This window comes from Rothia sp. CCM 9419, from assembly GCF_048512815.1.
In the GTDB taxonomy this organism is placed as follows: Bacteria; Actinomycetota; Actinomycetes; order Actinomycetales; family Micrococcaceae; genus Rothia.
The window spans coordinates 208,847-235,698 of record NZ_JBLXXY010000003.1; the positions used below are offsets into that span (position 1 = coordinate 208,847).

General features: G+C 48.9%; 19 protein-coding genes and 3 tRNA genes. 20 read left to right on the forward strand and 2 right to left on the reverse strand.

What is annotated here, in order from left to right:
- The first annotated feature begins 135 nt into the window (after positions 1 to 135).
- Together serA and metG are read left to right on the forward strand one after the other, a co-directional pair.
- Positions 136 to 1,731, forward strand: a complete 1,596-nt coding sequence (serA, locus tag ACN08W_RS04215) for a phosphoglycerate dehydrogenase (RefSeq protein ID WP_419108884.1) — start codon at positions 136 to 138, stop codon at positions 1,729 to 1,731.
- 160 nt (positions 1,732 to 1,891) lie between these two features.
- A complete protein-coding gene (gene metG, locus ACN08W_RS04220) occupies positions 1,892 to 3,430 on the forward strand; it encodes a methionine--tRNA ligase (RefSeq protein ID WP_419108885.1) in 1,539 nt (512 codons plus the stop codon).
- 85 nt (positions 3,431 to 3,515) lie between these two features.
- Here the strand turns inward: metG and ACN08W_RS04225 are convergent, their stop codons facing one another.
- Positions 3,516 to 4,583 (reverse strand): hypothetical protein, encoded by a 1,068-nt coding sequence (locus ACN08W_RS04225; RefSeq protein WP_419108886.1) that lies wholly within the window; start codon positions 4,581 to 4,583, stop codon positions 3,516 to 3,518.
- Between the two features lie 101 nt (positions 4,584 to 4,684).
- Between ACN08W_RS04225 and ACN08W_RS04230 the strand changes: the two genes are divergently transcribed.
- From ACN08W_RS04230 to ACN08W_RS04305, 16 genes are all read left to right on the forward strand, one after another.
- The gene (locus tag ACN08W_RS04230; RefSeq protein ID WP_419108887.1) at positions 4,685 to 5,659 is read left to right on the forward strand and encodes a hypothetical protein; all 975 of its coding nucleotides are present in this window, start codon (positions 4,685 to 4,687) and stop codon (positions 5,657 to 5,659) included.
- A gap of 103 nt (positions 5,660 to 5,762) precedes the next feature.
- The gene (thrC, locus tag ACN08W_RS04235) at positions 5,763 to 7,202 is read left to right on the forward strand and encodes a threonine synthase (protein WP_419108888.1); all 1,440 of its coding nucleotides are present in this window, start codon (positions 5,763 to 5,765) and stop codon (positions 7,200 to 7,202) included.
- Positions 7,203 to 7,311: 109 nt separating this feature from the next.
- The gene (locus tag ACN08W_RS04240) at positions 7,312 to 8,376 is read left to right on the forward strand and encodes a 3-isopropylmalate dehydrogenase (protein ID WP_419108889.1); all 1,065 of its coding nucleotides are present in this window, start codon (positions 7,312 to 7,314) and stop codon (positions 8,374 to 8,376) included.
- A gap of 164 nt (positions 8,377 to 8,540) precedes the next feature.
- The gene (locus tag ACN08W_RS04245; protein WP_419108890.1) at positions 8,541 to 9,641 is read left to right on the forward strand and encodes a branched-chain amino acid aminotransferase; all 1,101 of its coding nucleotides are present in this window, start codon (positions 8,541 to 8,543) and stop codon (positions 9,639 to 9,641) included.
- A gap of 273 nt (positions 9,642 to 9,914) precedes the next feature.
- Positions 9,915 to 11,048 (forward strand): pentapeptide repeat-containing protein, encoded by a 1,134-nt coding sequence (locus ACN08W_RS04250; RefSeq protein ID WP_419108891.1) that lies wholly within the window; start codon positions 9,915 to 9,917, stop codon positions 11,046 to 11,048.
- Between the two features lie 68 nt (positions 11,049 to 11,116).
- Positions 11,117 to 12,859, forward strand: a complete 1,743-nt coding sequence (locus ACN08W_RS04255; RefSeq protein WP_419108923.1) for a pentapeptide repeat-containing protein — start codon at positions 11,117 to 11,119, stop codon at positions 12,857 to 12,859.
- Between the two features lie 410 nt (positions 12,860 to 13,269).
- Positions 13,270 to 14,376 carry a pentapeptide repeat-containing protein gene (locus ACN08W_RS04260; protein WP_419108892.1) on the forward strand — a complete coding sequence of 369 codons (1,107 nt, stop codon included), beginning with the start codon at positions 13,270 to 13,272 and terminating at the stop codon, positions 14,374 to 14,376.
- 237 nt (positions 14,377 to 14,613) lie between these two features.
- A complete protein-coding gene (locus ACN08W_RS04265; protein WP_419108893.1) occupies positions 14,614 to 16,116 on the forward strand; it encodes a pentapeptide repeat-containing protein in 1,503 nt (500 codons plus the stop codon).
- A gap of 40 nt (positions 16,117 to 16,156) precedes the next feature.
- Positions 16,157 to 16,930, forward strand: a complete 774-nt coding sequence (locus ACN08W_RS04270) for a fumarylacetoacetate hydrolase family protein (protein ID WP_419103870.1) — start codon at positions 16,157 to 16,159, stop codon at positions 16,928 to 16,930.
- A 64-nt stretch (positions 16,931 to 16,994) separates the two neighbouring features.
- Entirely contained in the window at positions 16,995 to 18,512 is a 1,518-nt protein-coding gene (gene gltX / locus ACN08W_RS04275; RefSeq protein WP_419108894.1) for a glutamate--tRNA ligase, read from the forward strand.
- Positions 18,513 to 18,734: 222 nt separating this feature from the next.
- A tRNA-Gln gene (locus ACN08W_RS04280) sits at positions 18,735 to 18,806 on the forward strand.
- A 35-nt stretch (positions 18,807 to 18,841) separates the two neighbouring features.
- Positions 18,842 to 18,914, forward strand: a tRNA-Glu gene (locus ACN08W_RS04285).
- Positions 18,915 to 19,074: 160 nt separating this feature from the next.
- Positions 19,075 to 19,147, forward strand: a tRNA-Glu gene (locus ACN08W_RS04290).
- Positions 19,148 to 19,262: 115 nt separating this feature from the next.
- Positions 19,263 to 21,020 carry a dynamin family protein gene (locus ACN08W_RS04295; RefSeq protein ID WP_419108895.1) on the forward strand — a complete coding sequence of 586 codons (1,758 nt, stop codon included), beginning with the start codon at positions 19,263 to 19,265 and terminating at the stop codon, positions 21,018 to 21,020.
- 3 nt (positions 21,021 to 21,023) lie between these two features.
- Positions 21,024 to 22,739: a dynamin family protein gene (locus tag ACN08W_RS04300; RefSeq protein WP_419108896.1), complete on the forward strand. Its 1,716-nt coding sequence runs from the start codon at positions 21,024 to 21,026 to the stop codon at positions 22,737 to 22,739.
- 19 nt (positions 22,740 to 22,758) lie between these two features.
- Positions 22,759 to 23,421, forward strand: coding sequence for a GNAT family N-acetyltransferase (locus ACN08W_RS04305; RefSeq protein WP_419108897.1), 663 nt, complete (start codon positions 22,759 to 22,761; stop codon positions 23,419 to 23,421).
- Positions 23,422 to 23,542: 121 nt separating this feature from the next.
- Here the strand turns inward: ACN08W_RS04305 and ACN08W_RS04310 are convergent, their stop codons facing one another.
- Positions 23,543 to 24,280, reverse strand: a complete 738-nt coding sequence (locus tag ACN08W_RS04310; RefSeq protein WP_419103718.1) for an IclR family transcriptional regulator — start codon at positions 24,278 to 24,280, stop codon at positions 23,543 to 23,545.
- Positions 24,281 to 24,485: 205 nt separating this feature from the next.
- Here ACN08W_RS04310 and leuC point away from each other — a divergent pair, with 205 nt between their 5' ends.
- Positions 24,486 to 25,919 (forward strand): 3-isopropylmalate dehydratase large subunit, encoded by a 1,434-nt coding sequence (gene leuC / locus ACN08W_RS04315; RefSeq protein WP_419108898.1) that lies wholly within the window; start codon positions 24,486 to 24,488, stop codon positions 25,917 to 25,919.
- Between the two features lie 50 nt (positions 25,920 to 25,969).
- A complete protein-coding gene (gene leuD, locus ACN08W_RS04320) occupies positions 25,970 to 26,557 on the forward strand; it encodes a 3-isopropylmalate dehydratase small subunit (RefSeq protein ID WP_419103716.1) in 588 nt (195 codons plus the stop codon).
- The last annotated feature ends 295 nt before the right edge of the window (positions 26,558 to 26,852 follow it).

The following is a 26,852-nucleotide window of genomic DNA, read 5'->3' on the forward strand; positions in this document are numbered from 1 at the left end:
GTGAACTGACAGCACCTCCTCCACAACAAAATGAGCGCAAAAGCTCACCAACATACCATGAGCGTTACCGCCGTATCGGGTGAACGGTACCGCCCCCTTCAAGACTGCCTTGAATACCCCTTAAGGAACATTTTCGTGACTCATAAACCCGTCGTTCTCATCACAGAAGAACTCTCCCCAGCAACCATCGAAGCACTCGGCCCCGACTTCGACATCCGAGCCGTCGATGGAACCAACCGCCCTGAACTACTCAAAGCACTAGCCGACGTTGACGCCATCCTCATCCGCTCGGCAACCCAAGTCGATGCCGAAGCCATCGCCGCCGGAAAACACCTCAAAGTGATTGCACGCGCCGGAGTAGGACTCGACAACGTCGATATCAAAGCAGCAACAGCCGCCGGCGTGATGGTCGTCAATGCACCCACCTCAAACGTTATCTCTGCTGCAGAACTCACCGTCGGACACATCCTCGGACTAGCACGCAACATCGCACCAGCATCTGCCTCCATGAAAGAAGGGCAATGGAAGCGCTCGCAATATGCTGGTGTAGAACTTTACGAAAAGACTATTGGCATTATTGGTTTGGGACGTATCGGCAGTCTGGTTGCAGAACGTCTTAAAGGTTTTGGTACTGAACTGATTGCGTACGATCCGTTTGTGACCTCTTCTCGTGCAGCAACAATGGGCGTTGAACTCGTTGAGCTAGATGAACTATTAGAGCGTGCTGACTTTTTGACGATTCACATGCCACGTACACCAGAGACTATGGGCATGATTAATGAGCAGTCTTTTAAGAAGATGAAGAACACCGCCTACGTCATTAACGTTGCTCGTGGTGGGCTTATTGATGAGGCTGCGTTAGATACTGCGTTGCGTTCTGGCCAGATTGCTGGTGCCGCTATTGACGTGTTCGTGAAAGAACCTGCAAAGAACGTTCCATTTATTGAATTGCCGAACGTGGTGTGTACCCCGCATTTAGGTGCGTCCACCGCTGAGGCTCAAGAAAAAGCTGGTGTGTCGGTGGCTCGTTCGGTACGTCTTGCGCTTGAAGGTGACCTCGTGCCTGACGCTGTTAACGTTGCCGGTGGCGCTATCGATAAGGATGTGCGCCCAGGTGTGCCTTTGGCTGAGAAGCTTGGCCGTATTGTGACGGCGCTTAGCAGTGGTGAGGCGATGACTCATGTTGAGGTTAAGGTTGCTGGAGAAATTGCTACAAAAGATGTGACTTCGTTGAAGCTTTCGGCGTTGAAGGGTGTCTTCACTGATGTTGTTTCGGAGAAAGTGTCTTATGTGAATGCTCCGATGATTGCTCAACAACGTGGTATTGAGGTGGAGCTTACTACTACGGAGGAGACAGAATACTTCCGTAATGAGACGATTCTTTCGGCGGTACTTGCATCAGGTAGCACTGTTAAAGTTTCGGGTACGGTTACTGGCCCTAAACTTGTTGAGAAGCTGACAAATATTGGTGGCTATGATCTTGAGATTCCGATTACGGATTATATGCTCATCCTTGAGTATGAAGATCGCCCAGGCATGATTGCTGCGATGGGTACGCTTTTGGGTACGGCGTCAATCAATATTGCTGGTATGCAGGTCTCTCGTGGGGATAAGGGTGATCAGGCGGTGGCTGTGTTGGCGCTTGATTCTGCTCCTAGTGCAGAAGTGGTCAATAGCATTAAGAATATTGTGAATGCTTCACGTGCTGCGTGTGTGAACCTTGCACAATAGCTAAGCATTAGCAGTAGAAGGGGGTGGGCACCATTTTGGGTGTTCACCCTCTTCTTTGTGTTGGTGGTGCTGTTGTATATTGATGTGAATTATGGGCTATTTATGGATAAAGACTGTGAAAAGTTCCGTTTTATCTGTAGCGCCATATAAAGTAATGGGTATGAGTTCAACCCCGTATTACATCACCACTGCTATTGCTTACCCGAATGGTGACCCTCATATTGGTCACGCATACGAACATATTGCTACTGACGCCATGGCGCGTTTTAAACGTCTTGACGGTTATGACGTCCGTTTTTTGACTGGTACTGATGAGCACGGTCAGAAGATGCAGACTACTGCAGCTAAGCTTGGTATGAGCGCTAAAGAGCTTGCTGATCAGAACGCTATTCGTTTCCGTGCGATGGACGATATGATGGGCGTTTCGTATGACCGTTATATTCGTACTACTGACGCAGACCATTATGAGGCTTCACAGGCTATTTGGAAGCGTATGGAAGCAAATGGCGATATTTATCTTGATAAATATGCTGGCTGGTATTCTGTGCGTGATGAAGCCTATTATGCGGAGGACGAGACGGAGCTTCGTGACGGTCAGCGTTATGCGAAGACGACTGGCACTGAGGTGGAGTGGACGGAAGAAGAGTCCTATTTCTTCCGCTTGTCTAAGTATCAGGATCGTTTGCTTGAACTATATGAGAATGAAGGTTTTATTTATCCTGAGACTCGTCGTAATGAGCTAGCAAGCTTTATTCGTGGGGGATTGAACGATCTTTCTATTTCTCGTACAACTTTTGACTGGGGTGTTCCTGTCCCCGGTAATGATCGACATGTGATGTATGTGTGGGTTGACGCTCTCACCAACTATTTGACGGGTGTAGGCTTCCCCGATGTTGATAGTGAGATGTTCACAAAGTATTGGCCTGCTAACGTTCACATGATTGGTAAGGACATTTCTCGTTTCCACGCTATTTATTGGCCTGCTTTCTTGTGGTCTGCTGGTATTGAGCTACCACAGCGTGTCTTTGCACACGGGTTCTTGCTCGTTGATGGTGAGAAAATGTCGAAGTCTGTTGGTAACGTGGTTGGCCCTGCTGATTTGGTGAAGACGTTTGGTCTTGACCCGTTCCGTTTCTTCTTGTTGCGTGAGGTGTCTTTCGGACAGGACGGCTCGTATTCTCCTGAGGCTATTAAGAACCGTATTAACGCTGATTTGGCGAATGATTTAGGAAACTTGGCGCAGCGTTCTTTGTCGATGATTGCAAAGAATTGTGGCGGTTGTGTTCCTGAATTTGGTGAGTTCTCGGATACTGACCAGAAGATGCTTGATGCTGCTGCTGCTTTATATGAGAGTGTGCGTGCTGATTTTGAGGAGCAGGCTTTCCACCGTGCGTTGGAGAGTATCTGGAAAGTTGTTGCTGATTGTAACCGTTATTTCACTGCTGAAGAGCCGTGGAAGTTGAAGAAGACTGACCCGCAACGCATGAACACTGTTTTGTATGTGACTGCTGAGACGTTGCGTCGTGTGGCGTTGTTGGTTCAGCCGGTGATGCCAGAGTCGATGTCTAAAATGCTTGACCTTTTGGGTGTTGCCGAGTCGGAGCGTACTTTTAGTTTCTTTGATCAGGTGCTGGTTGCTGGTGCTCAGTTGCCGAAGCCTTCTCCTGTGTTCCCTCGTTACGAGGATGATAAAGAGTAAAGTGCTGGCAATAGAAAGCTCGTAGAAAGTATGGTGCCTCTCATGTTCTAGAACATGAGAGACACCATACTTAATATGTAGGGTTTTAGGCGCTAAACCATTTGAGTTCGGTGACTACAGCTTGAATTTGTCGGGCTAATGCGAGATAGCCCCAGCCGTTGAGGTGAATACCGTCGGTGGCGTAGAGGGAGCGGGGGAGTCTGCCTTGTTGGTAGTCGTCGGTGTCTTCTTTGCTGTTCCACACCCCAGAACCGTTCAAATCGCCATAACGTAGCCATGGTTGTTGGGTGACTTCTCGTAGGTATTCTTGGGGGTTGATGAATGCGTTACCGTAGGTTTGACGTCCCCACTCGTTGTATGCGCGAACTGCTTTGGCGCGCCCTGAGTCGGGGCCGTCTCCATCTACCGCGAAATGCCCGAGAATGATGGTGCGTTCTGGTGCCATATCAACAGCGATTTGGGTGTGCTCTTTGATGCGGTCGAGTTCGGTGATGTTGTTGCGTCCTATTTGCACAAGGTGGTGCGATGAATAAGAAATCATCTGCTGATAAGAGGAAAATACTGAGGCTTTAGCTACTGTTGCGGGTGCGTAGCGTGGTTCTCCGGCGATGGTGCGTGTGAACGTATATGAGCCGGGTGCGCCTTTGATGGCTTGTAATGTGCCGGGGATGTCTTGAACATAGCCGGGGTAGTAGGAGGCGTCATTCCATTCGATGGCGGTAGATTCTGTTTGTTGTACGGTGACAGAACCTTCTGCGGGGATGAGGTCTTCAGGGAATTTGAGTGTCATGGTGAACCGTGGTGCACCTCGACGCGCCAGAATGTTGGTGGAGGTTTCGGAGCCTTGACCAAAGTTGAGGACGGGTACTTGAAGGTATCGGGTGAGTAGGGTGCTCAGGCGCACATCGTAACCGGCAACAACACCTTCTGTGGCTCGTGCCCCCTCAATAGAGGAGCTACCCCATAACGCTAAAGAGGGGCCTGCAATAGCCGGATAGATGAACTTCTCAGGGAAGTTGTGTGCCGTAGGTGCAGCTTGTGCAGGTGCAACACTGCGGGCTGTGAGAACAGTTGCCCCAGCGACAGCGCCACCTAGCGCGCCCATACGGAACAAACCTCGACGAGAGGACGAAAAATCTGGTGTATTGTGCATAAGTATTGCCTAAAGCACCCTTTCTATGGGTGTGAGTAGTATGTTTCGGAATGAGTTTGTCACTATACTAAGATAGTAAAAATTTTTGAGAGTGAGTGAGCGTGTCCCAAAACCCTAAGACTTCACAACGAAGCCTTATCATCCTGTCTACTATTGTACTGACGGTTTTAACTGGTTGCACACCGCCACCACAAAATTTTGAAGAACTGAAATATACTCCAGCTCAAGAAGAACACCTCAACGAACTTAAAGAGTGGATTTTCCCTCCTCACGAAGCAGAACAGGCACGCCGTAAATTTACGGCACGATGCGTGCAAGCACGTGGCGGAGTATACGAAGAACCAGCACGAGAATACCAACTTAAAATATCTTTTGCTGGGGGACTGACCGCACAAGAAATTAGTGAACGTGGCTACCGTCCAAGCTCACAAGAATTAGCGCAAGCACACTATGATACGGCTGGTAAAGCAGCATTCTTTGGGGACGCTCAAAATGGTACGGTTAGCACCGATTTTATGGATTATCACAGTGGGGATATTCCTCGTGACGGGTGCATGGCGCAAAGCTACCAGTATATTTATGGCACCGTTCAAGATGGCATGAATGTTGCCTTATTAGCACCTACTTTTGCGCAGACTATTCGTGATGATGTCCATCAGGATAAGGACTACCAAAAACTGGTGGAACAGTGGTCTGCGTGCATGGAAAAAGCTGGGTATGCTGATTTGCATACGGTAGAGGCAGCAGAAGATGTAGCGTCTTCTAGCACTGAGCAGCAACAAAAAGATATTGCGCAAGCTGACACCCGATGCCGTACCGATATTAGTTATGATCAGAAAACTCATGATATTGAGAACGGGTATTATGAGGCGGTGTATCAGCGTCTTAAGCAGGTGTCTTCTCAGATTAAAAAGATTCACCAGCGAGCGTTAGAGAATGTTGCTCATGACCGTGAGAATCCTCAGAATTCTTCTCCGATTGAACAGCCTTCTCCAACACCAAGTAGCAGCATGACAGACGCTACGGCACAGCCTGATACTGCCTCAGCGGGCGCTTCTGTTACTGCACATGGTTAGCATCTCTTGTGAGGGCGTGTAACCTCACGACATGCAACGCAATATCTCACCGATAGAGATAAGAGAACCCATAAACCTGATAAAAACCCCTAGACTTGAGATTATGCAGTACATATCGACGCGAGATACCACCCGAACTCCTGCCCGTTTTACCGATATTCTTCTTAGCGGGCTAGCACCTGATGGTGGGCTTTACCTACCCACCGAATACCCACAGCTTGATGACGCGACCTTGACTCGTTGGCGTACCGTCCTTAACGCTGAAGGGTATGCGGCACTTGCCGCTGAGGTGCTTCTACTTTTTGTGGACGATATTCCTGCCAAGGATCTTCGTGCTATCACAGCCCGCGCCTACACGTACCCTACGTTTTCTGATGAGCAGATTGTTCCTGTCTCCACGTTAGAAGACGGTATTTTCTTGGGGCATTTGTCTCAGGGGCCAACGGCGGCGTTTAAAGATATGGCAATGCAACTTTTGGGTGAGCTTTTTGAATATGAGCTTGCACGCCGTGGCGAACGCATGAGCATTGTGGGTGCAACCTCGGGGGATACGGGTTCTTCTGCCGAGTATGCGATGCGTGGGCGTGAGAACATTAACGTTTTTATGCTGACTCCTGCCGGTCGTATGACAGAGTTTCAGCAGGCTCAAATGTTTGGTCTTGATGAGCCGAACATTTTTAATATTGCGCTCGATGGTGTTTTTGATGATTGTCAGGATATTGTCAAAGCAATTTCTGCTGACGCACCGTTCAAAGAGAAGTACCGTATTGGTGCGGTCAATTCGATTAACTGGGCTCGTCTTCTGGCTCAGATTGTGTACTACGTTTCGTGTTGGATTCGCCTTACCGACCAGAACACTGAGCGTGTTTCGTTCTGCGTACCAACCGGTAATTTTGGTGATATTTGTGCAGGGCACATTGCTCGTCAGATGGGGCTACCTATTGACCGTCTTATCGTTGCCACCAACGAGAATGACGTATTAGACGAGTTTTTCTGTACGGGGCAGTACCGTGTGCGTTCTTCGGCTGATACGTATAAGACCTCTAGCCCGTCGATGGATATTTCTCGGGCATCGAACTTTGAGCGTTTTATCTTTGACGTGTTGGGCCGTGACGCGGCAAGGGTTGGGGAGTTATTTGGTACGGCTGTTGCTTCTGGCGGGTTCTGCCTTGCTGATGATGAGGCGTTCTCTGAGGTGAGTGGCCGTTATGGTTTCCTCTCTGGGAAGTCTACTCATGAGGATCGTATTGCGGTGATTCGTGATTGTTATGAACGCTACGGTGTGCTGCTTGACCCTCATACGGCAGACGGTGTGAAGGTTGCTCGCGGGCTTCGTGAGCAGGTGTCTACTCCGATTGTGTGCCTTGAGACGGCGTTGCCGGTGAAGTTTGCTGAGACGATTTATGAGGCGACTGGTACGGAGCCGGAGGTTCCTGAACGTTTTGCCTCTATTCTTGAGGCTGAGCGTCGCGTGAAGGATATGCCGTGTAGTGTTCAGGCAGTGCAGGAGTATATTGTGCAGTGTCTTGGTGCTGATTTTTAGGGTGTAGTTTTTTACTTCGTGTGGGTGCGCCGGTTCGTGCTGTTTCATATTATGAAACGTTGGGTGGGTATTCTGCCATGCTACGAACCGGCGTACTACTTTAAGTAGTATGACTGAACAACGCACCCTCAACCTTGCGATTATTCCGGGCGACGGTATCGGCCCAGAAATTGTGGCACAAGCAGAACGCGTCCTTGACGCTGTTGCTACACGAGACGGTTTTGCCCTCACCAAAACTACGTATTCTTTAGGTGCAGAGCATTGGCTTGCCACCGGTGAAACTCTCACTGATGAGACGTTGACGCAGCTAGGTGGGCATGATGCGATTCTTTTTGGTGCGGTAGGTGCCGACCCTCGTTCTGCTCAGGTGCCTTCTGGGCTGATTGAACGTGAGATTCTCCTAAAATTACGGTTTTCGTTTGACCATTTTATTAATCTGCGCCCTTCACGACTATTTGCGGGTGTGAGCTCTCCTTTAGCTGACCCTGGTGACATTGATTTTGTGGTGGTACGTGAAGGCACTGAAGGCCCGTATGTGGGTAATGGTGGTGTGATTCGTTCTGGTACGGATGCTGAGATTGCAACCGAAGTGTCGGTGAACACGGCGTATGGTGTGCAACGGCTAATGCGTTATGCCTTTGAACTGGCGACACGGCGTGAACGTAAGAAGCTGACGCTGGTGCATAAGAACAATGTGCTGGTGCATGCGGGCGGTTTATACACTCGCACTTTAGAACAGTTGAGTGCCGAATACCCGCAAGTGAGCGTGGATTATTGCCATGTGGATGCGGCAACTATCTTTTTGACAACTGACCCGTCACGTTTTGATGTGATAGTAACCGATAACCTTTTTGGTGATATTTTGACTGATCAGGCTGGTGCTATTACCGGTGGTATTGGGTATGCGGCGTGCGGAAATATCAATGCTTCAGGCCAGTACCCGTCCATGTTTGAGCCGGTGCATGGTTCTGCACCAGATATTGCGGGGCAGAATGTTGCTAACCCTACGGCAACGATTCTCGCTGCTGCCATGTTGTTACGCCACGTTGGGCTAGAGGATTCTGCGGTGCGTATTGAACAGGCAGTGGAGCATGACTTGGCAGAACATGCTGGTCAGGCCCGTAGCACGGATGTGATTGGTGCAGATATTGTGACGGCTTTAGAGAAAATCTAGTGTTGAGTAGGTGCGGTGTGCTTTGATAGAGAGAACACACCGTATGTGAGGCACTTCGCACAGGGTGCCCTCCGCTTGTGAATGTGAAGAACTTACAACCCCTCACACGAGCAGGCTAACTGCCGGTGTGGCATGAAGAATAATTTGAGAGAAGAGAAACGACGATGTCTTTAACTTTTAATGTTGAACCCAACCCTTCACCAGCTACCGAAGCTGACCGCGAAAAAGTCTTCGCTAACCCTGGTTTTGGTGACTTTTTCTCTGACCACATGGTCAGCATTGACTGGAAAGGCACATATGTTGACGGCGGCGAGTGGTCTAACGCGCGGGTGAGCGCGTACGCACCGTTGAGCCTTGACCCTGCTTCTTGTGTGTTGCATTATGGGCAAGAAATTTTTGAGGGCGTTAAAGCGTACCGTCATGCGGATGGTTCTATTTGGACATTCCGCCCGCAAGTTAATGCTCAGCGTTTGCAGCGTTCTGCTCGTCGCCTTGCCATGCCAGAACTACCCGAAGAGCTTTTTGTAGAGTCTTTGAAACAGCTGGTGAGCATTGACCGTGAGTGGGTTCCTCGCGGTGAGGGCGAGGCGTTTTATTTGCGTCCATTCATGATTTCTACCGAGGCGTATTTGGGTGTTCGCCCTGCCCATGAGGTGAAGTATTTGGTGATTGGTTCTCCGGTGGGCAACTATTTTGGTACGGTTGCGCCGGTAGATATTTGGTTGTCTACCCAGTATGCGCGTGCTGGTGTGGGTGGTACGGGTGCCGCTAAGTGTGGCGGTAACTATGCTGCGTCGTTGATTGCTCAACTTGAGGGTGAACAGCATGGTTGCAAGCAGGTCATTTTTAAAGATCCTCACCGTGATGACGCGATTGAGGAGCTGGGTGGCATGAACGTGTTCTTTGTTTTTGGTGATGAGAATAAGCTGGTGACCCCTGAGCTGACGGGCACTATTCTTGAGGGTGTGACTCGTCAGTCGATTATTCAGTTGGCGAAGGACCGTTGTATGACGGTGGAGGAGCGTAAGTTTACTCTTGATCAGTGGCGTGAGGGTGTTGCTTCTGGTGCTATTTCTGAGATTTTTGCGTGTGGTACTGCTGCGGTGATTTCTCCTGTGGGTGCGTTGAAGTCTGCTGATGGTGTGATTGCTGCCCCTGGTGATGGTGCTGCTGGTGAGGTGACGTTGAGTTTGCGTCAGGAGCTGGTGGGTATTCAGACTGGTGTGGTTGAGGACCGTCATGGTTGGTTAACACGTTTGGTGTAACACCCAAAAATAGTAGTAGCACCCTTCTCATTGGGGAGGGTGCTGTGTGAGGTTTGTGGTGTGTTCTTGTGACTGAAGGGGTGGCAAGGGCACACCACATTTTTATGCGTCATATTGGTGAAAATATGTGGTGTTTTTGCTGGTGGTAGGCGATAATTATTTCTAGTTCATAATTTTGATAATAAATACATCTGTAGCATTGGTTTATCTGGACTAGTGCTTGGAAAGAAGTAACTATGAAGTCCGTACGTATGAGTGAAAGGATCCGTGTATATGGACGAAGAGTTAAAGCAAGCTAAGGGCGGAAAAAAACTTGAGCCACCATCTCGGCTTACTGCTCTATTTTATTCTTTGGTTTCGGGATTTACTGGATTATTATTTTTTGAAATTGGATTTTTTGCCTTTTGTGGAAAGTTATTTTGGCCTTTTGGTGTAATTAGCAATTTAACGTCTCTGCTGGTCAATATTGCGAATCCATTATTTATATTATTGTCTTTTGTAGTAGCGTTTTTTTGTGTTCAGTATTTTTTTATTCGCCGTAAATCCACACAAAGCTATATCTTGCGTTTAATCAATCACATCATTCCTTTATTTTTGCTTTTTATTGCAATCTGTGTATGTTTAGTTATTTGGGCAAATACTGGCGGAATAGAGGAATGGCAGAAACTTGCTCCTGAAATTATTACTGGTGTTACGAGTCTTACTGCTGCTGTTGGTGTATTCGCCACGGTTGCTGTGAATTATCAGAATCATGAGGAAAACCGCAAAAATGAATCTAGGATAGAGACTGATAAACGTGACTATGAGACTATCAAAGCCTTAAATGAGCGATTGCATAATATTCTTAAAAATAGAAATAGTGAAAAAGAGGAAGAACTTGTATCGAGTTATTTTCAGTTAGCTGGACTGTATAAAGATTGGGGATTATTAGGAAAGAATTCTAATATCATTAAAAAGCAACGAAACACTCAGCAGAAGTATATTCTGAAACTTATATTTGGCACGGTGTCTCAAAAAGATGATCCTAAGTCTCAAAAAGATGATCCTAAGTCTCAAAAAGATGATCCTAAGTCTCAAAAAGATGATCCTAAGTCTCAAAAAGATGATCCTAGCAGAGTAAATAATACAGAACGTTCTTTTCGTGAAATTGCAACATTGAATTCGGTGATTGCGGACCTTTTCTCTAAAGAAATGATGGAAAATGGTAAGGAGTCAGATTTTATTGAACTGCTTGACCTCCAGTATGTAAACTTTTCTGGGTTAAATTTTTCTAAACGAATTTTAAAAAATGGTAATTTTTCTGGCGCAGATTTTACTGAAGCTAATTTCGCTGGTGCTGATTTAACTGGTTCATCTTTTAAGGATGCGAATCTCTCAGGTGCTATTTTTGATGGTGCTATAATTTGATTATTTTATCTTAAAAACGTCTTAATGTTGGGTAGTCTGAAAAAATAAGGATGATGAATTTTAAAATGATGGAAGATTGTAAAGGATATAAGAATTTTGAAAATGCTTATCTCGTTAATGCATCTTTTGTTGATGTTGATTTAGCTGGTGCGAATTTAACTGGTGCGAATTTAACTGGTGCGAATTTAACTGGTGCGAATTTAACTGGTGCGATCGTAAACAATGCCATTTTCTCTAAAACAAATATAACTAAAGCAATTCTCAATGTTGAGGATATAGATAACTCTTTAAAGATAATGGAAGCGTTTTGGTATGGTATTCCTATAAATAAAATATTTAAAGATGTTAAAAAGAAAGCTTCTGAGATAGTCAAAGAACTGAGTGGTATGACTTTGCGTAATTTTTTCACACGCGAGGAAGGGGTGGGTGAAATAGAACTATCCGGAATGGATTTATCTAACTTGGATTCTAATGAAAAAGATTTAAGTAATTTAGAGTTTGTTAATTTAAAATTAGAAAAATCTAATTTGAATGGATTTAATTTTTCTGAAGCTAAAATGACATATGCGAAAATGTCTGGTGTGAGATTATTTGAAGCAAATATTTCCAGTGCGGTTTTAATTGGTGCAGACTTAACCTTTGCGAAGCTGGAAGGTTCGGATTTATCCAATTCCAAACTAATCGAAGTAGACCTAACTGGAGCGGACCTAACTGGAGCGGACCTAACTGGAGCAGACCTAACTGGAGCGGACCTAACTGATGCAAACCTGATTGGTGCGAAACTAACCGCAGCAATTTTAACTGGTGCAAAGTTAATAAATGTGGACCTAACTAGAGTTGAATTAAAAGATGTGAATATGGAAAGGGCGATTCTATCTTCGGTAAACCTTTCTGGGGTTGTTTTAACTACCTTAGTGTTGAAGGCTGTAGACTTGTCTTCTGCAAATTTAGTTGGAGCGCGACTGGATGAAGTAGATATGCAGGATGCAAACCTTCAGGGTGCAAACCTTCAGGATGCAAACCTTCAGGATGCAAACCTGCAGAGAGCAGAACTTCAAAGTGCAGACCTTCGGGGTGCAAACCTGCAGGGCGTAAAACTTCAATACGCGAACTTGCAGGAGGCGAAACTCCAGTACACAAACTTCCAAAACGCATACCTTCGAGGCGTAAACCTTCAGGGCGTAACCCTTTGGGGTGCAGACCTTCAGGGCGCAGAACTTCAAAGTGCAGACCTTCAGGGTGCAGACCTTCAGGGTGCAGACCTTCAGGGTGCAAATCTTCAGGACGCAGACCTTCAGGGTGTAAACCTCTGGGGTGCAAACCTTCAGGGTGCAAACCTTTGGGGTGCAAACCTTCAGGACGCGCACCTTCAGGACGCAAACCTTCAGGGCGCAAACCTTCAGGACGCAAACCTTCAGGACGCGCACCTTCAGGACGCACACCTCTGGGGCGCAAACCTTCAGGACGCGCACCTTCAGGACGCACACCTCTGGGGCGCAAACCTTCAGGATGCAAACCTCTGGGGCGCAAACCTTCAGGATGTAAACCTCTGGGGCGCAAACCTTCAAGACGCAAACCTTCAAGACTCAGACCTTCAAGACGCAAACCTTCAATACGCAGACCTTCATAATACGCGCCTTTATAATGTAAAACATCTTACCGCTGAACGGTTTGCGCGAGCTGAGAACATTAAATCTATCAAAACGCGAAAATGGGATTTGTTGACTGGTGAATACAGCGAAGAAGACCAAGCTCTCAAGAACCTCATTCAAGAAGCCTTAGAAATCCAAAAACAACGTAAAAATAGTTAGCCTGATATGTAGAAAATAAAACCATGGTAGAAAAAATTGATAAAATAATAAAAGAAAAGTACGAAAACTTTAAAGGTAAGATTAAAACTTTTAAAGAGGATATTATTCTGTGGATAAAAAAATCTTTTAGTAAGATAAAGCTGTCTTATATTTTCTATGCGTTGCCATCCTTAATTAGTGGGATTCTTATAGGAGAAATATGGTTATTCTCCAGCAGGGGTGGAGAAAATCAAACATCACGGTCTGACGGGCAATTTTGGTTTAGTGACATTCGTGTTGTATGTCTTGGTGTTATAGGTTTTGCTCTACAATTATTCTTTATAAGTCAGAAAGAAAAACTAAACTATATTGGTAAAATTATTTACTATATAGTTCCTCTATTTGCCTTTATTATTTCTATCGGTGTTTGGGTGCTCATTTGGGCAACTTATGGTGGCGATGAACAGTGGCGTGATGTGCGCTCAGAGATTATCACTGGCTTTACGGGTCTTGTTGCCGCGGTAGGTGTTCTCGCAACAGTTTCAGTCAATTATAAAAATCATGAAGAAAACCGTATCTCTCAAGCAGAAAATGTAGAAAAACAGCTTGAAGAGCAGCGTAAGTTGCGAGAACAACAATATGTAACAGAACAAGAGCGGCGCGATGGCGAGACGATTAAAGATCTTAATGAGCGTTTGCACGCGATTCTGAAAAACAGGCATAGCACCGATGAGAATATGCGCGCTTCAAGCTACTTTCAACTAGCGGGGCTGTACAAAGACTGGGGACTGCTGGGGAAAAATTCCGAGATTATAGATGCTCAGCGGAAGGTTCAGCAGAAAAATATTTTGAAGCTGATTTTTGGTACCGTACCTCACGAAAACGCCGAAACTAAAAAATATACTCAGAAGAATAGTGCTCAAGTCCAGTCTTCTTTTCTTCCTAAGAAGGTAAAAGAGCATGTTAAACGTTCTTTTCTTGAAATAACGACTTTGAATTCTGTTATTGCTGATATTTTCCCCAATGCCAACGACACCGATGAAGACGATAAGTCTTTTGACTTGCAGTATGCTGACTTGTCGAGACTGACCTTTGGTGAGGTATTTTTTCCTGAGGGGTCTAATTTATCTCATGCGGATTTGACCGGCGCACACCTTGAGTTCGCAAACCTTCAGGAAGCACACCTTGAGTTCGCAAACCTTCAGGACGCACACCTCGATTTCGCAAACCTTCAGGACGCACACCTCGATTTCGCAAACCTTCAGGAAGCACACCTTCAGGGCACAAACCTTCAGGAAGCAAACCTTCAGGAAGCAAACCTTCAGGAAGCAAACCTTGAGGGCGCAAACCTTCAGAACGCAAAACTTTATAAGGCAAAAGAACTTACCGCTGAGCAACTGGCGAAAGCTCAGCGTATCGAATCTGCCGAAACACGAGCATGGCATCGGTGGGCTTATAAACGTGGCAAAGAAGACCAAGCTCTCAAAAACCTCATTCAAGAAGCCTTAGAAATCCAAAAAAAATATAAAAATATTTAGAACTAATATCTACAGGAAAACTCTAATATGAATGCTAGAACTTCTAGAAAAAATAGCTATATAAGTATAAAAAAATTCTTTTCGTTATCTAATATTTTTTATCTGCTTCTATCTTGTGTTAGTGGAATGCTTATAGGAGGAATATGGGTATTCTCTAGTAGGCGTGGAGAAGGTCAAAATCCATGGTCTAACTGGCAGTTTTGGTCTAGTGATGATAGCATTTGGTGGTTTGCTCTTATGGGGTCTATCGTGCAGCTATTGTTGATAGTCTTCATCAAAGACCGAATTAATTATATCGGTAAAATTATTTACTATATATTTCCTCTATTCGCTTTTGTTATTTCTATCGGTATTTGGACTCTTATCTGGTCGAAATATGATGGAATGTGGTCAAATATTCAGAAAGAAATTATTACTGTATTTGCTGGTCTTATTGGTGCTATCGGTGTTTTTGTAACAGTCGCCGTAAACTACGAAAACCATGAACAAAACCGAAACATTCAATCTGAGATAGAACGTAAACGACGCAAGACTGAACAAAAAATAGAGAACGCTCGGCGCGATAACGAGACGATTAAAGATCTCAATGAGCGCTTGCATGAGATTCTAAAAAATAGGCATAGCACCGATGAGAATGTGCGTGCTTCGAGCTACTTTCAGCTAGCGGGGCTGTATAAAGACTGGGGGCTACTGGGTGAGAACTCTGCAATTATTGAGGCTCAGCGGAAGGTTCAGCAGAAAAATATTTTGAAGCTGATTTTTGGTACCGCACCTGACGAAAACGCCGAAACTAAAAAATGTGCTCAGAAGAATAGTGCTCAAGTCCAGTCTTCTTTTCTTCCTAAGAAGGTAAAAGAGCATGTTAAACGTTCTTTTCTTGAGATAAGGACTTTGAATTCTGTTATTGCTGATATTTTTCCGAATATTTATGACAAGGATAAGGAGTCTTTTGAGCCTTTTGATTTGCAGTATGCTGAATTGTCGGGGCTGACTTTTAGTGAAGTATTCTTTCCTCAGCGGTCTAATTTATCTCATGCGGATTTGACCGGCGCACACCTTCGGAGCACAGACCTTCAGCGTGCAAACCTTCAGGACGCAAACCTTCAGGACGCAAACCTTCAGGAAGCAAACCTTCAGCGTGCAAAACTTCAGGAAGCAAACCTTCAGCGTGCAAAACTTCAGGAAGCAAACCTTCAGCGTGCAAAACTTCAGCGTGCAAAACTTCAGGAAGCAAACCTTCAGAACGCAAAACTTGAGAACGCAAAACTTGAGGACGCAAACCTTCAGCGTGCAAAACTTCAGGGCGCAAAACTTCAGGAAGCAAACCTTCAGGAAGCAAACCTTTGGCACGCAAACCTTTGGCACGCAAACCTTCAGGGCGCAAAACTTCAGGGCGCAAAACTTCAGGGCGCAAACCTTCAGGAAGCAAACCTTCAGGAAGCAAACCTTTGGCACGCAAATCTTCAGGACGCAAACCTTGAGTTCGCACACCTGCGGGGCGTAAACCTTCGGTACGCAAACCTTCGGTACGCAAACCTTCAGGACGCATACCTTTACGATGTAAAAGAACTTACCGCTGAACAGCTTGCGCAAGCTCGTAACATCGAATCTATCCAAACGAGAAATTGGCAGTTTGGTCCGCCTGACCATAGCAAAGAAGACCAAGACCTCAAAAACCTCATCCAAGAAGCCCTAAAAATTCAAGAAGAACAGAAGAATAATCCTCCTCAAAACTCGTAGCACTATGCGCACGCGCCCCAAACGCGGTAGCCTATAAACTATGCGCATTGCTCGATACACCAAAGAAGACCAACTACACTTCGGCGTCGTAGAAGGCGCCGAAGGAGAAGAAACCATCACCGAACTCCTCGGAGACCCGTTCTACCGCGGAATCGAACGCTCCAACACCAGCTACCCGCTTCAAGACGTTCGCCTACTCTCACCCATCATTCCGCGTTCCAAAATCATCGGCGCCGCCCGAAACTGGCACGACCACGCCACCGAACTCGGCAATAACACCCCCACCAGCCCGCAATTCTTCCTCAAGCCCAATACCTCCGTCATTGGCCCTTCAGACCCCATCACCTTGCCAGAATGGTCCGAAGACGTCTCCTACGAAGGAGAGCTCGCCATCATCATCGGGCGTATCGCCAAATCTGTCACCCCAGAACGTGTACGTGACGTCATCTTCGGGTACACCGTCGCTAACGACCTCACCGCACGTGACGTACAACAAACCGACCTGCAATGGGCGCGAGCCAAAGGATTCGACGGCTCCTGCCCACTCGGCCCATGGATCGAAACCGACCTCGACCCAGACGCACTCTCCATCAAAACGTGGATTGACGGAGACCTCAAACAAGACGGCACCACCGCAGACATGATTTTCTCAGCCACCGAACTCGTCTGCGCAGCATCCGAAATGTTCACGCTCCTACCCGGCGACGTCATCCTCAGCGGAACACCCGAAGGAGTTGGCACCTTGCACGAAGGAAACGAAATTGAGATTGAAGTCGAAGGTATCGGCTCACTGATTAACATTGTTCGCCGCTAACACACACTGTTCGCGGTATATTCACCATCTTGTATCGACTAAGAAAGAACTGTAAAAACACCCCATGACAGATATGACCGTCAAACTCAACAACCCCGCCGAAACCCGCGTACGATTCTGCCCCTCACCAACAGGCACACCCCACGTCGGCATGGTGCGCACCGCATTATTCAACTGGGCGTACGCACGCCACACCGGCGGTAAACTCATCTTCCGCATCGAAGACACCGACGCTGCACGCGACTCCGAAGAATCCTTCAACCAAGTACTCGAATCCTTGCACTGGCTCGGAATCGAATGGGACGAAGGCGTTGGTGTCGGTGGCCCGCACGCACCCTACCGTCAGTCAGAACGTGGAGAAATCTACCAAGACGTCATCAAAAAACTTGTAGACGGCGGATACGTTTATGAAGACTTCTCCACCCCAGAAGAAGTAGAAGAACGTCGCCGTGCACGCGGTGAAGACCCAAAACTTGGGTACGACAACTTTGACCGCAACCTCACCGAAGAAGAAAAAGAGCAATACCGTGCCGAAGGGCGCCAGCCTGTTCTGCGTTTGCGTATGCCCGATGAAGACATCACCTTCAACGACCTCGTACGTGGCGAAATCACGTTCAAAGCCGGCACCGTACCCGACTATGTGGTGGTTCGCGCCAACGGCAAACCGCTCTACACTCTCGTTAACCCTGTTGATGACGCTCTTATGGGTATTACTCATGTGCTTCGTGGCGAAGACTTGCTCTCTTCCACACCGCGTCAGATTGCGCTTTATCGTGCGCTCGTGCAGGTTGGTGTGGCACAGTTTATCCCTGAATTTGGGCACCTTCCATACGTGATGGGTCAAGGCAATAAGAAACTCTCTAAACGAGACCCAGAATCAAACCTGTTCTTGCTACGCGATAGCGGCTTCATCAAAGAAGGCCTGCTCAACTATCTTGCCCTGCTCGGTTGGTCACTCTCACATGATGAAGACATTTTCACTATTGATCAGCTCGTAGAACACTTCGACGTTAAAGATGTTCTCGCTAACCCGGCACGTTTTGACGTGAAAAAGGCTGAGTCCATTAACGGTACGCATATTCGCCGCCTGGGCGCAGAAGACTTCTGCCAGCGACTCGTCCCATACCTACACGCTGGGGGAGTGCTACCTGTCGAAACGTTTGCAGAGCTTTCAGCAGAACAGCAGAACATTTTGACCGAAGCTGCACCATTGGTTCAAGAGCGTATGCAGCTGCTCGGTGAAGCACCCGGTATGCTCGGGTTCTTGTTCATTGCTGATGAGCAGGTCACTATTGCTGAGGACGCTCGTAAACAGCTCAAAGAGTCTGCCCCCACCGTGTTGCAGGCTGCGCTAGATGTGCTCGAACCTCTCGAAGATTTTACGGCGGAGAACATTCAGCAGGTGCTTCGTGAAGCCATTGTTGAGGGCCTTGAGATTAAGCCTCGTTTGGCGTTTGGTCCGTTGCGTACTGCCATTTCGGGTGCGCGTGTTAGCCCACCATTGTTTGAGTCGATGGTGATTCTTGGTAAAGAATCTTCGTTGAATCGTTTGCGTGCTTTGCACACAGACCTTAGCGCATAAAAAGATTGCCACAACTGCTGCACGGCGCACTGAATGTGTGCGGGCAATAGGGGAGTGCCCTCATGCCAATGCTGGTATGAGGGGCGCTCCTGCTATGGAAGGGGTGTACCCTTTCAACACTAAAATGTGACACATGTCTATGTTCTTTAATTTGCGTGAGTAGAAAAACTCGTATAGAGTTATTAATCGTTGCAAAGATGAGTTCATCTGAGCAGCACATAATGGGATATGGTGTAATTGGCAACACTACGGTTTCTGGTACCGTCATTCTAGGTTCGAGTCCTGGTATCCCAGCGATATTTTCTCTCCTCGTGGAAGAAAATATTTTCGGCCCCATCGTATAGCGGCCTAGTACTCCGCCCTCTCACGGCGGCAACACCGGTTCAAATCCGGTTGGGGTCACAGGCTAAAACCCTCCAATGTTCTCATTGGAGGGTTTTTCTATACCCTAAAAACAGCACTCTTCAAAACACCTATCATCCTGTGATGTAGTTCATGAGGGTTTGAGTTGTGGCAAACACAAAACACCTAGTAGACTACACAGGTAGGTCACAGACCATACGGCCCCATCGTATAGCGGCCTAGTACTCCGCCCTCTCACGGCGGCAACACCGGTTCAAATCCGGTTGGGGTCACACGCTAAAACCCTCCAACCCTATGGTTGGAGGGTTTTTCTTATATGTTTTAACAAACAAAAAACCTCCACCCAAGAACCACAGCAGAACACCCAACAGCCGGTAAGATAAAGCTGTGGAAAAAACAAACACAACACCTCGCACCGCACCAAACATCACAGCAGAACTCGACGCCATGCGCCGAGCACGAGACACACTCGAAAACATCACGCTGCCACTAGAAACCACCGAAATCGACGAACACCGTGCACTACTGAAAAAAACACGCACCCAACTCGACGACTACGTACTACCACGCCTCGCCACACTCGACGCACCACTAACCGTCGTCGTAGGCGGCTCCACAGGTGCCGGCAAATCAACACTAGTAAACACCCTCCTCGGGCAGGCCATCACACGCTCCGGCGCAATACGACCCACCACACGCCAACCCGTCCTCATCCACCGCGAAGAAGACGCACCAGCACTCACACCCGAGCGCATCCTGCCACACCTCGAACGCATCCAAACCCACGACGGAAAACTCGTCGGAGCAGACCCAACACTCACCGACCAAATCTACACCGTCCAAACACAGAACATACCCGCCGGTATCGCCCTCATCGACGCACCCGACGTAGACTCCGTCAGCGAAGACAACCGCCGACTCGCAAAACAACTGCTCTCCGCCGCAGACCTCTGGCTCTTCGTCACCACCGCAAACCGCTACGCCGACGCCGTACCCTGGGAACTACTCACCGAAGCCGCCGCACGCGACATCACCATCGCCGTCGTACTCAACCGTGTACCAGAAGGCGCAGAACAAGAAATTGAAGAAGACCTCCGCCACATGCTACAACGTGCCGGAATCACCCCAGCACACCTACTAACCGTCAACGAACAAGAACGCGACGAACACGGCATGCTCTCACGCATGAGCATCACCCCACTGATTTACTGGCTCAGCGAACTCGGCGCAAACTCCGAAGAACGCACCCGCATCGCACAACAAACCCTCGAAGGAGCGATACGAACAGCCGCCACCCGTATCGAAGCCCTCGCACACGCCCAAGAACAACAACACGACACCGCTCAACGACTCACCTACGCCGTTGAAGACTCCTATATTCAAGCCGTCAAAAACGTTATCGAATCAACACAAGACGGCGCGCTCCTACGCGGAGAAGTCCTCTCACGCTGGCAAGACTTCGTTGGCACCGGAGAATTCTTCCGCAACATCGAAACCAGTATCGGACGACTGCGCGACAGAGTCTCAGGCTTCTTCAGAGGAAAACCCAGCCAAGCCATCGTCGTTGAACAAGCACTCGAAGTCGGCTTGCACTCAGTGATCGTAGAACAGAGCGCACAAGCGGCAGAAAACGTGCAACGCCGATGGAACGAAGAACGCGCAGGGCGAGCACTCCTTGCCGGAGAAGACCTCGGAAAACTCCCTGAAGACCTCCCTGCAACTGTTGCCGAAGAAATCCGCCAATGGCAACAAGACATCATGAAAATGATGACAGAAGAAGGCGCAGGCAAACGACAACGCGCCCGCTTCCTCTCCCTTGGAATCAACGCCGCAGCCGTCATTCTCATGGTTGCTGTCTTCTCTATGACCGGCGGGCTGACCGGAATTGAAGCCGGTATTGCCGGCAGTTCTGGCGTGGTTGGCACTAAACTCCTCGAAGCAGTCTTCGGAGAAGACGCCGTACGACGTATGGCTCAAGGGGCACGTAAAAACCTCGAACTACGTATCCAAAAAATCTTCTCAGAACACGCCACCACCTTCATTCAAAAAATTGATGAGAACCACCTCGGAGCACCCACCGACGAAGTACAGGAAGCTGCACACACTGTTGCGCAGGTTGCTCAACAACTCAAAAGGGGACGCTAAACGATGCCCGCAACACGAGAAAACCACATGACCACACTCTCCGCTAGAGTTGACGCACTCAACCATGCTGTAGAACAAGGCACCGGACGCGTTGCTCCCGAAACGCTCACCTACGCCCAAGACGTTCTCGACCGCACTAAACGCCGCCGAGAACTCTCCTCAGAACACACCGTCATTGGGTTCTTTGGGGCAACAGGTTCGGGAAAGTCATCCCTTTTCAACGCCGTCATTGGTGAAGATATTGCCCGTAGTGCAGCACGACGCCCCACCACCTCCACCGCGCAAGCAGCTATCTGGGGTGAAGAAAGCAGCGAACAACTACTGAACTGGCTAGAAGTAGAACACCGCGTTGTGATGGACACCCACCCCGAACACGCTGTGCAAGCACTCAACCAAGCCGATATTCCGCTATCGCACGGGCTATGGAATAAAGTGCGCTCTGCCATCGGTAAAAGCGCCACCGAAAAACGCTCTGGCGGGCTCATCCTCCTTGACCTACCAGACTTTGACTCCGTCGAAAAAGCGAACCGCCGTATCGTGGAACGTATGGCAGGGTGCGTGGACGTGCTCGTTTGGGTTTTTGATCCACAAAAATATGCTGACGCCGTCATTCACCACGAGTTCATTGCACCCATGGCAGAACACGGTGCGGTCATGATGGCTGTGATGAACCAGTCCGATAAGCTACATGCTGAAGAAATACCTGCTGTTCTCGACTCTCTCGAACGTCTACTTGCAGAAGACGGGCTGAGCCGTTCACTCTTGAGCAAACCCTTGGCAGTCTCGGCACGAACCGGTTATGGTATCGAATCGTTACGCGGAGCGCTTGGGCGAGTTGCCGCCGAAAAATCAGCGGCTCTAGAACGTATCGACGCAGACCTCGACACCGTCCACCAAAAACTTGGTGAATACGACGGCGGAGGATACCCCGACGGTGTGACCGGCACCGGTGTGCGTCTGCTAGATCATGCGCTCTACGAAGCGAGTGGTGCACCTGCTGTTGTGAAAGTTGCTGAAAAATCTTATCGACTGCACGCAAGCGCACATACCGGTTGGATTGCAACCCGTTGGATGCTCAAATTCAAACCAGACCCTCTCAAACGACTCAACTTACATCGTGCTAGTGAAGAGAAAACGCTCACCCGTTCATCATTGCCACCGATGAATGAGACGCAAAAGTCAGTGATGAGTTCGGGGATTCGCCGTTTTGCAGATGGTGTTTCGGAAGGGGTTGGGCAGCCGTGGAGTCATAGTATTCGTGAAGCGGCTCGCTCCCGTCAAGAAGAACTTCCTCAAGCGCTTGAACGGTGTATTGCCACTACCGACTATCAGGCTCAGAAAAAACAATGGTGGTGGCATCTGCTGAACATAGTGCAGTGGCTTGCGCTCTTTAGCGCGGTTGCTGGTCTGCTATGGCTTACCGTTTTAGCGTGTGCCGGATATTTTCAGCTACGCTTACCAGCCCCACCCTATGTAGAAGGGTTCCCGTTCCCGCTCCCCACATTATTGGTGTTGACCGGTATTGGTTTGGGTTTGTGTGTTGGGTTATTGGGGCGTTTCTTCTCGTGGATAGGGCAGAAGTTCTATGCGCGAAAAGTGTCTCGTCAGATTGCTGGTAACATTGCCCATGTCTCTGAAGAGTACATTGTTGATCCTGTACGTTCGGAGGTCAGCAGACATGCCTTGTTCTGTGAATCTTTAGAGCAGGGGCAACGCTAAAAAATATTGAGGAGCCGTCGTGCCTGAACAAGAGATAACGTTACCGAAGGAGCTTTCTATCCGCTTATATGAAGAGCATGATGAGCTTTCTTGGGTGCGTTGTCGTCTCCTCTCCTTTTTAGATTGCAGTTATTTTGACGACGTACACCGCTACCGTGAACTCTACGAAAACCCTGCCGTCTGTGTGGTTGCCACTCGTGGTGAACACGTTGTGGGATTTTTAGATATTGAGTATGAAGAAGTCGCTGGGCAAGTGTGTAGCACCGAGGGGGAGCGTGGCGGTGTGATGTGGCATCTTGGTGTTTTGCCAGAATACCGGCAGATGGGTGTTGCCACGAAAATGTTTGAGTTCGCGTGCGAACGTTTACGTACTGCCGGCGTTTTTCGTATTCAAGCGTGGACTCAAGACGATGTGCCCGCGAACTCTTGGTATCGTGCTCAAGGATTTGAACAATTTACCGCACATTTGAATGTGTTTGCGCGAGGCCTTATAAGCAAGGGACAGATGAGTGACTTGCTACCTGGTATTGAAGATTCGTGGAAGTATCTTCCGCATATTCGTTCGCTGAACTTTGAGGCCCCTTGTGAAGCGCGTGAAGAGTTAGAGCGGCTTAGCTACCGTATCCATGAGGTGCGTGGCTATGAGTTGAATCTACAACCTGAGACCTCCTCGAATATGTAGAGGTGTGCTAAAAATTTTTTGATAACGCTACGGCACCCCTGTTGGTGTGTATTTTCCTTTGTGAAAGTTTCTTGGAAGATACACCCTTGGGGGTGCCGTAGTTTTTTGTCTCGTAGTGTTTTTAGGATGCGTTGCGTAGCGCGTCGGTTAGCTGTGCTGCTGCTTGGCAGACAACTTCTGCGTGGAGTCGCCCCGGCTGACGGGTGAGACGTTCAATAGGGCCCGAGATAGAGATAGCGGCGATGACTTTACCGGTTGGTCCGTGTACAGGTGCCGAAACTGAGGCTGTGCCGCGTTCTCTTTCTCCTACGGATTGTGCCCAGCCACGTCTGCGAACTGCCGCTAACATGGTGGCGGTAAAGCGTGCGTTGCGTAGGCCTTCAAGAAGTCGAGAGTGCTCTTCCCATGCGGTGAGTATTTGTGCGGCGGAGCCTGCCTTCATGGAGAGTTGTGTTCCTACGGGGATGGTGTCGCGTAGTCCGATAGGTCGTTCTGCTGAGGCGACGCATACACGCCAGTCTCCTTGACGGCGGTACACTTGAGAACTTTCGCCGGTAACGTTTCTGAGGTTGTTGAGGATAGGGCCGGCGGCACTGATGAGGCGGTCTTCGCCGGAGGCGGAGGAGAGCTCGCCAATACGTGGGCCGAGGGCGAATCGTCCTTGGGAGTCTCGTGAGACGAGTCGGTGGTGGACGAGTGCTACTGCTAGGCGGTGTGCGGTAGGGCGGGCGAGCGCGGTTGCTTCAACGAGTTGGGAGAGGGATGCAGGGCCAGATTCGAGTCGGTTGAGGATGGCTGCTGCTTTGTCGAGAACTCCTACCCCTGAGGATGTTTTGAGTTCTGGTTTGTCGTTGGTCATGGATTCCTCCAAGTGTGTAGCGTGGGGGACGCTTGATAGGTGCTTCATAGGTAGAGGTTACATAATCAGCACCATGATAGATATTTATGCATGTGTAGGTAAAATTATTACATTCTCAATATGTGATATGCAAGTTCATTTTATGGAAAGTTCCACTCTTTCTCGACAAAATATAAACAACATCACCACAGCACAAGGAAAAACCATGAAAGAAAGCACCCCAGACGCCCACATACACACACCCCGCACCCTCGCCGAAAAAGTATGGCAAGCCCACACCGTCGTCACCGGAGACAACGGAAAACCAGACCTACTCTACATCGACCTCCACCTCGTCCACGAAGTCACCTCACCCCAAGCATTCGAAGGCCTACGACTCGAACAACGCCCCCTACGGAGACTCGACCTCACCATTGCCACCGAAGACCACAACACACCCACCGAAAACATCTTCACCACCATCGCCGACCTCACCTCACGCACCCAAATCGAAACACTCCGCAAAAACGCCCAAGAATTCGGCGTACGCATCCACTCACTCGGAGACATCGAACAAGGCATCGTCCACGTCGTCGGCCCCCAACTCGGACTCACCATGCCCGGAATGACCATCGTCTGCGGAGACTCCCACACCTCCACCCACGGAGCATTCGGCGCACTCGCCTTCGGCATCGGAACCTCAGAAGTCGAACACGTCATGGCAACACAAACACTGCCACTAGCACCCTTCAAAACCATGGCCATCAACGTCGAAGGCACCCTCAAACCAGGAGTCACCGCCAAAGACATCATCCTCGCCGTCATCGCCGAAATCGGCACCGGCGGAGGACAAGGCTACGTCCTCGAATACCGTGGCTCCGCCATCCGCTCACTCTCGATGGAAGGACGCATGACCATGTGCAACATGTCCATCGAAGCCGGAGCACGCGCCGGAATGGTCGCCCCCGACGAAACCACCTTCGAATACGTCAAAGGACGCGAACACGCCCCCGCCGGAAAAAACTGGGAAGAAGCGCTCGCCTACTGGAAAACCCTACCCACCGACGAAGGAGCCGTTTTTGACCGAGAAATCTTCATCAACGCAGACGAACTAGAACCCTTCGTCACCTGGGGAACCAACCCTGGGCAAGGTGTACCACTATCACACAACGTGCCACACCCCGAAGACTTCGCAGAAGAAAACGACAAAGTAGCCGCAGCGAAAGCCCTCGAATATATGGGACTCACCGCAGGCACCCCCATGAAAGACATCCCCGTAGACGTTGTCTTCCTCGGCTCCTGCACCAACTCCCGCATTGAAGACTTACGTGCCGCAGCAGAAATTATCAACGGACAAAAAATTGCCCCCGGTGTACGCATGATGGTCGTCCCCGGCTCCCAAAAAGTACGTGCACAAGCAGAAGCCGAAGGCCTCGACAAAATCTTCCAAAACTTCGGTGCAGACTGGCGTTTTGCTGGATGCTCCATGTGCCTCGGCATGAACCCCGACCAACTCGCACCAGGGGAGCGCTGCGCCTCCACCTCCAACCGCAACTTTGAAGGACGCCAAGGCAAAGGTGGACGCACCCACCTCGTCTCACCACTAGTCGCAGCAGCCACCGCCATCCGCGGCACACTCAGCTGCCCCAGCGACCTCTAACCCTAACACCACACAATTAAGCCGCCCAACACACAAGGAACACAACACCGATGGAACCCATCATCAAACACACCGGAATCGGAGTACCACTACACGCCTCCAACGTAGACACCGACCAAATCATTCCCGCCGTCTACCTCAAACGCGTCACCAAAACAGGATTCGACGACGCACTCTTTGCCAACTGGCGCAAAGACGAAAACTTCATCCTCAACCAAGAACCCTACAAGAACGGCAGTGTACTAGTTGCAGGCCCCGACTTCGGCACCGGATCCTCCCGCGAACACGCCGTATGGGCACTCAAAGACTACGGGTTCAAAGTCGTCATCTCCGCACGCTTTGCCGACATCTTCCGCGGAAACTCCGGAAAACAAGGACTGGTCGCCGCCCAAGTACGCCAAGACGACGTTGAACTTATCTGGAAAACCCTCGATAACGAACCCGGTGCAGAAATTACCGTAGACCTCGAAACTAAAACCATTACTTGCGGGGCACTGACCGTACCCTTCCACATCGACGACTACGTTCGTTGGCGTCTCATGGAAGGACTCGACGATATCGGGCTCACACTCCAACACGAGGACGCCATCACCGAATACGAAAAAAACCGTCCAGCATGGCTACCTAAAACCCAATAAAATAGGTAACACCATTTTGTGCCAACATAAAAGGGGACAACCTTTACCCTCTTGATAAAGTTCACAGTGTACCGAATAGCACCCAAAACCCCTAAAAACTCGTGAAAAAATGTCATGAGAACCGCTTTTTGATATTGAACACTCAAACTAAACACAAAGACAGGGCTCTCATGACTTATTGTTAAGTAAAGTTCACTGTAGTTTTATGTGGACGACTCTTCACACGAGAGTCCAAAAACATAGGCACAGCACCAAGCTATGCCGGATCGCTCGCACATAAAGAACATCCGGTTCT

Coding starts and splice junctions, on each gene's coding strand:
- metG (WP_419108885.1), top strand. CDS start 1,892: ATGAGTTCAACCCCGTATTACATCACCACTGCTATTGCTTACCCGAAT.
- ACN08W_RS04255 (WP_419108923.1), top strand. CDS start 11,117: ATGGAAGATTGTAAAGGATATAAGAATTTTGAAAATGCTTATCTCGTT.
- ACN08W_RS04300 (WP_419108896.1), top strand. CDS start 21,024: ATGCCCGCAACACGAGAAAACCACATGACCACACTCTCCGCTAGAGTT.
- ACN08W_RS04265 (WP_419108893.1), top strand. CDS start 14,614: ATGGGGTCTATCGTGCAGCTATTGTTGATAGTCTTCATCAAAGACCGA.
- ACN08W_RS04225 (WP_419108886.1), bottom strand. CDS start 4,583: ATGCACAATACACCAGATTTTTCGTCCTCTCGTCGAGGTTTGTTCCGT.
- ACN08W_RS04310 (WP_419103718.1), bottom strand. CDS start 24,280: ATGACCAACGACAAACCAGAACTCAAAACATCCTCAGGGGTAGGAGTT.
- ACN08W_RS04245 (WP_419108890.1), top strand. CDS start 8,541: ATGTCTTTAACTTTTAATGTTGAACCCAACCCTTCACCAGCTACCGAA.
- ACN08W_RS04240 (WP_419108889.1), top strand. CDS start 7,312: ATGACTGAACAACGCACCCTCAACCTTGCGATTATTCCGGGCGACGGT.
- gltX (WP_419108894.1), top strand. CDS start 16,995: ATGACAGATATGACCGTCAAACTCAACAACCCCGCCGAAACCCGCGTA.
- leuD (WP_419103716.1), top strand. CDS start 25,970: ATGGAACCCATCATCAAACACACCGGAATCGGAGTACCACTACACGCC.
- ACN08W_RS04270 (WP_419103870.1), top strand. CDS start 16,157: ATGCGCATTGCTCGATACACCAAAGAAGACCAACTACACTTCGGCGTC.
- leuC (WP_419108898.1), top strand. CDS start 24,486: ATGAAAGAAAGCACCCCAGACGCCCACATACACACACCCCGCACCCTC.
- ACN08W_RS04250 (WP_419108891.1), top strand. CDS start 9,915: ATGGACGAAGAGTTAAAGCAAGCTAAGGGCGGAAAAAAACTTGAGCCA.
- thrC (WP_419108888.1), top strand. CDS start 5,763: ATGCAGTACATATCGACGCGAGATACCACCCGAACTCCTGCCCGTTTT.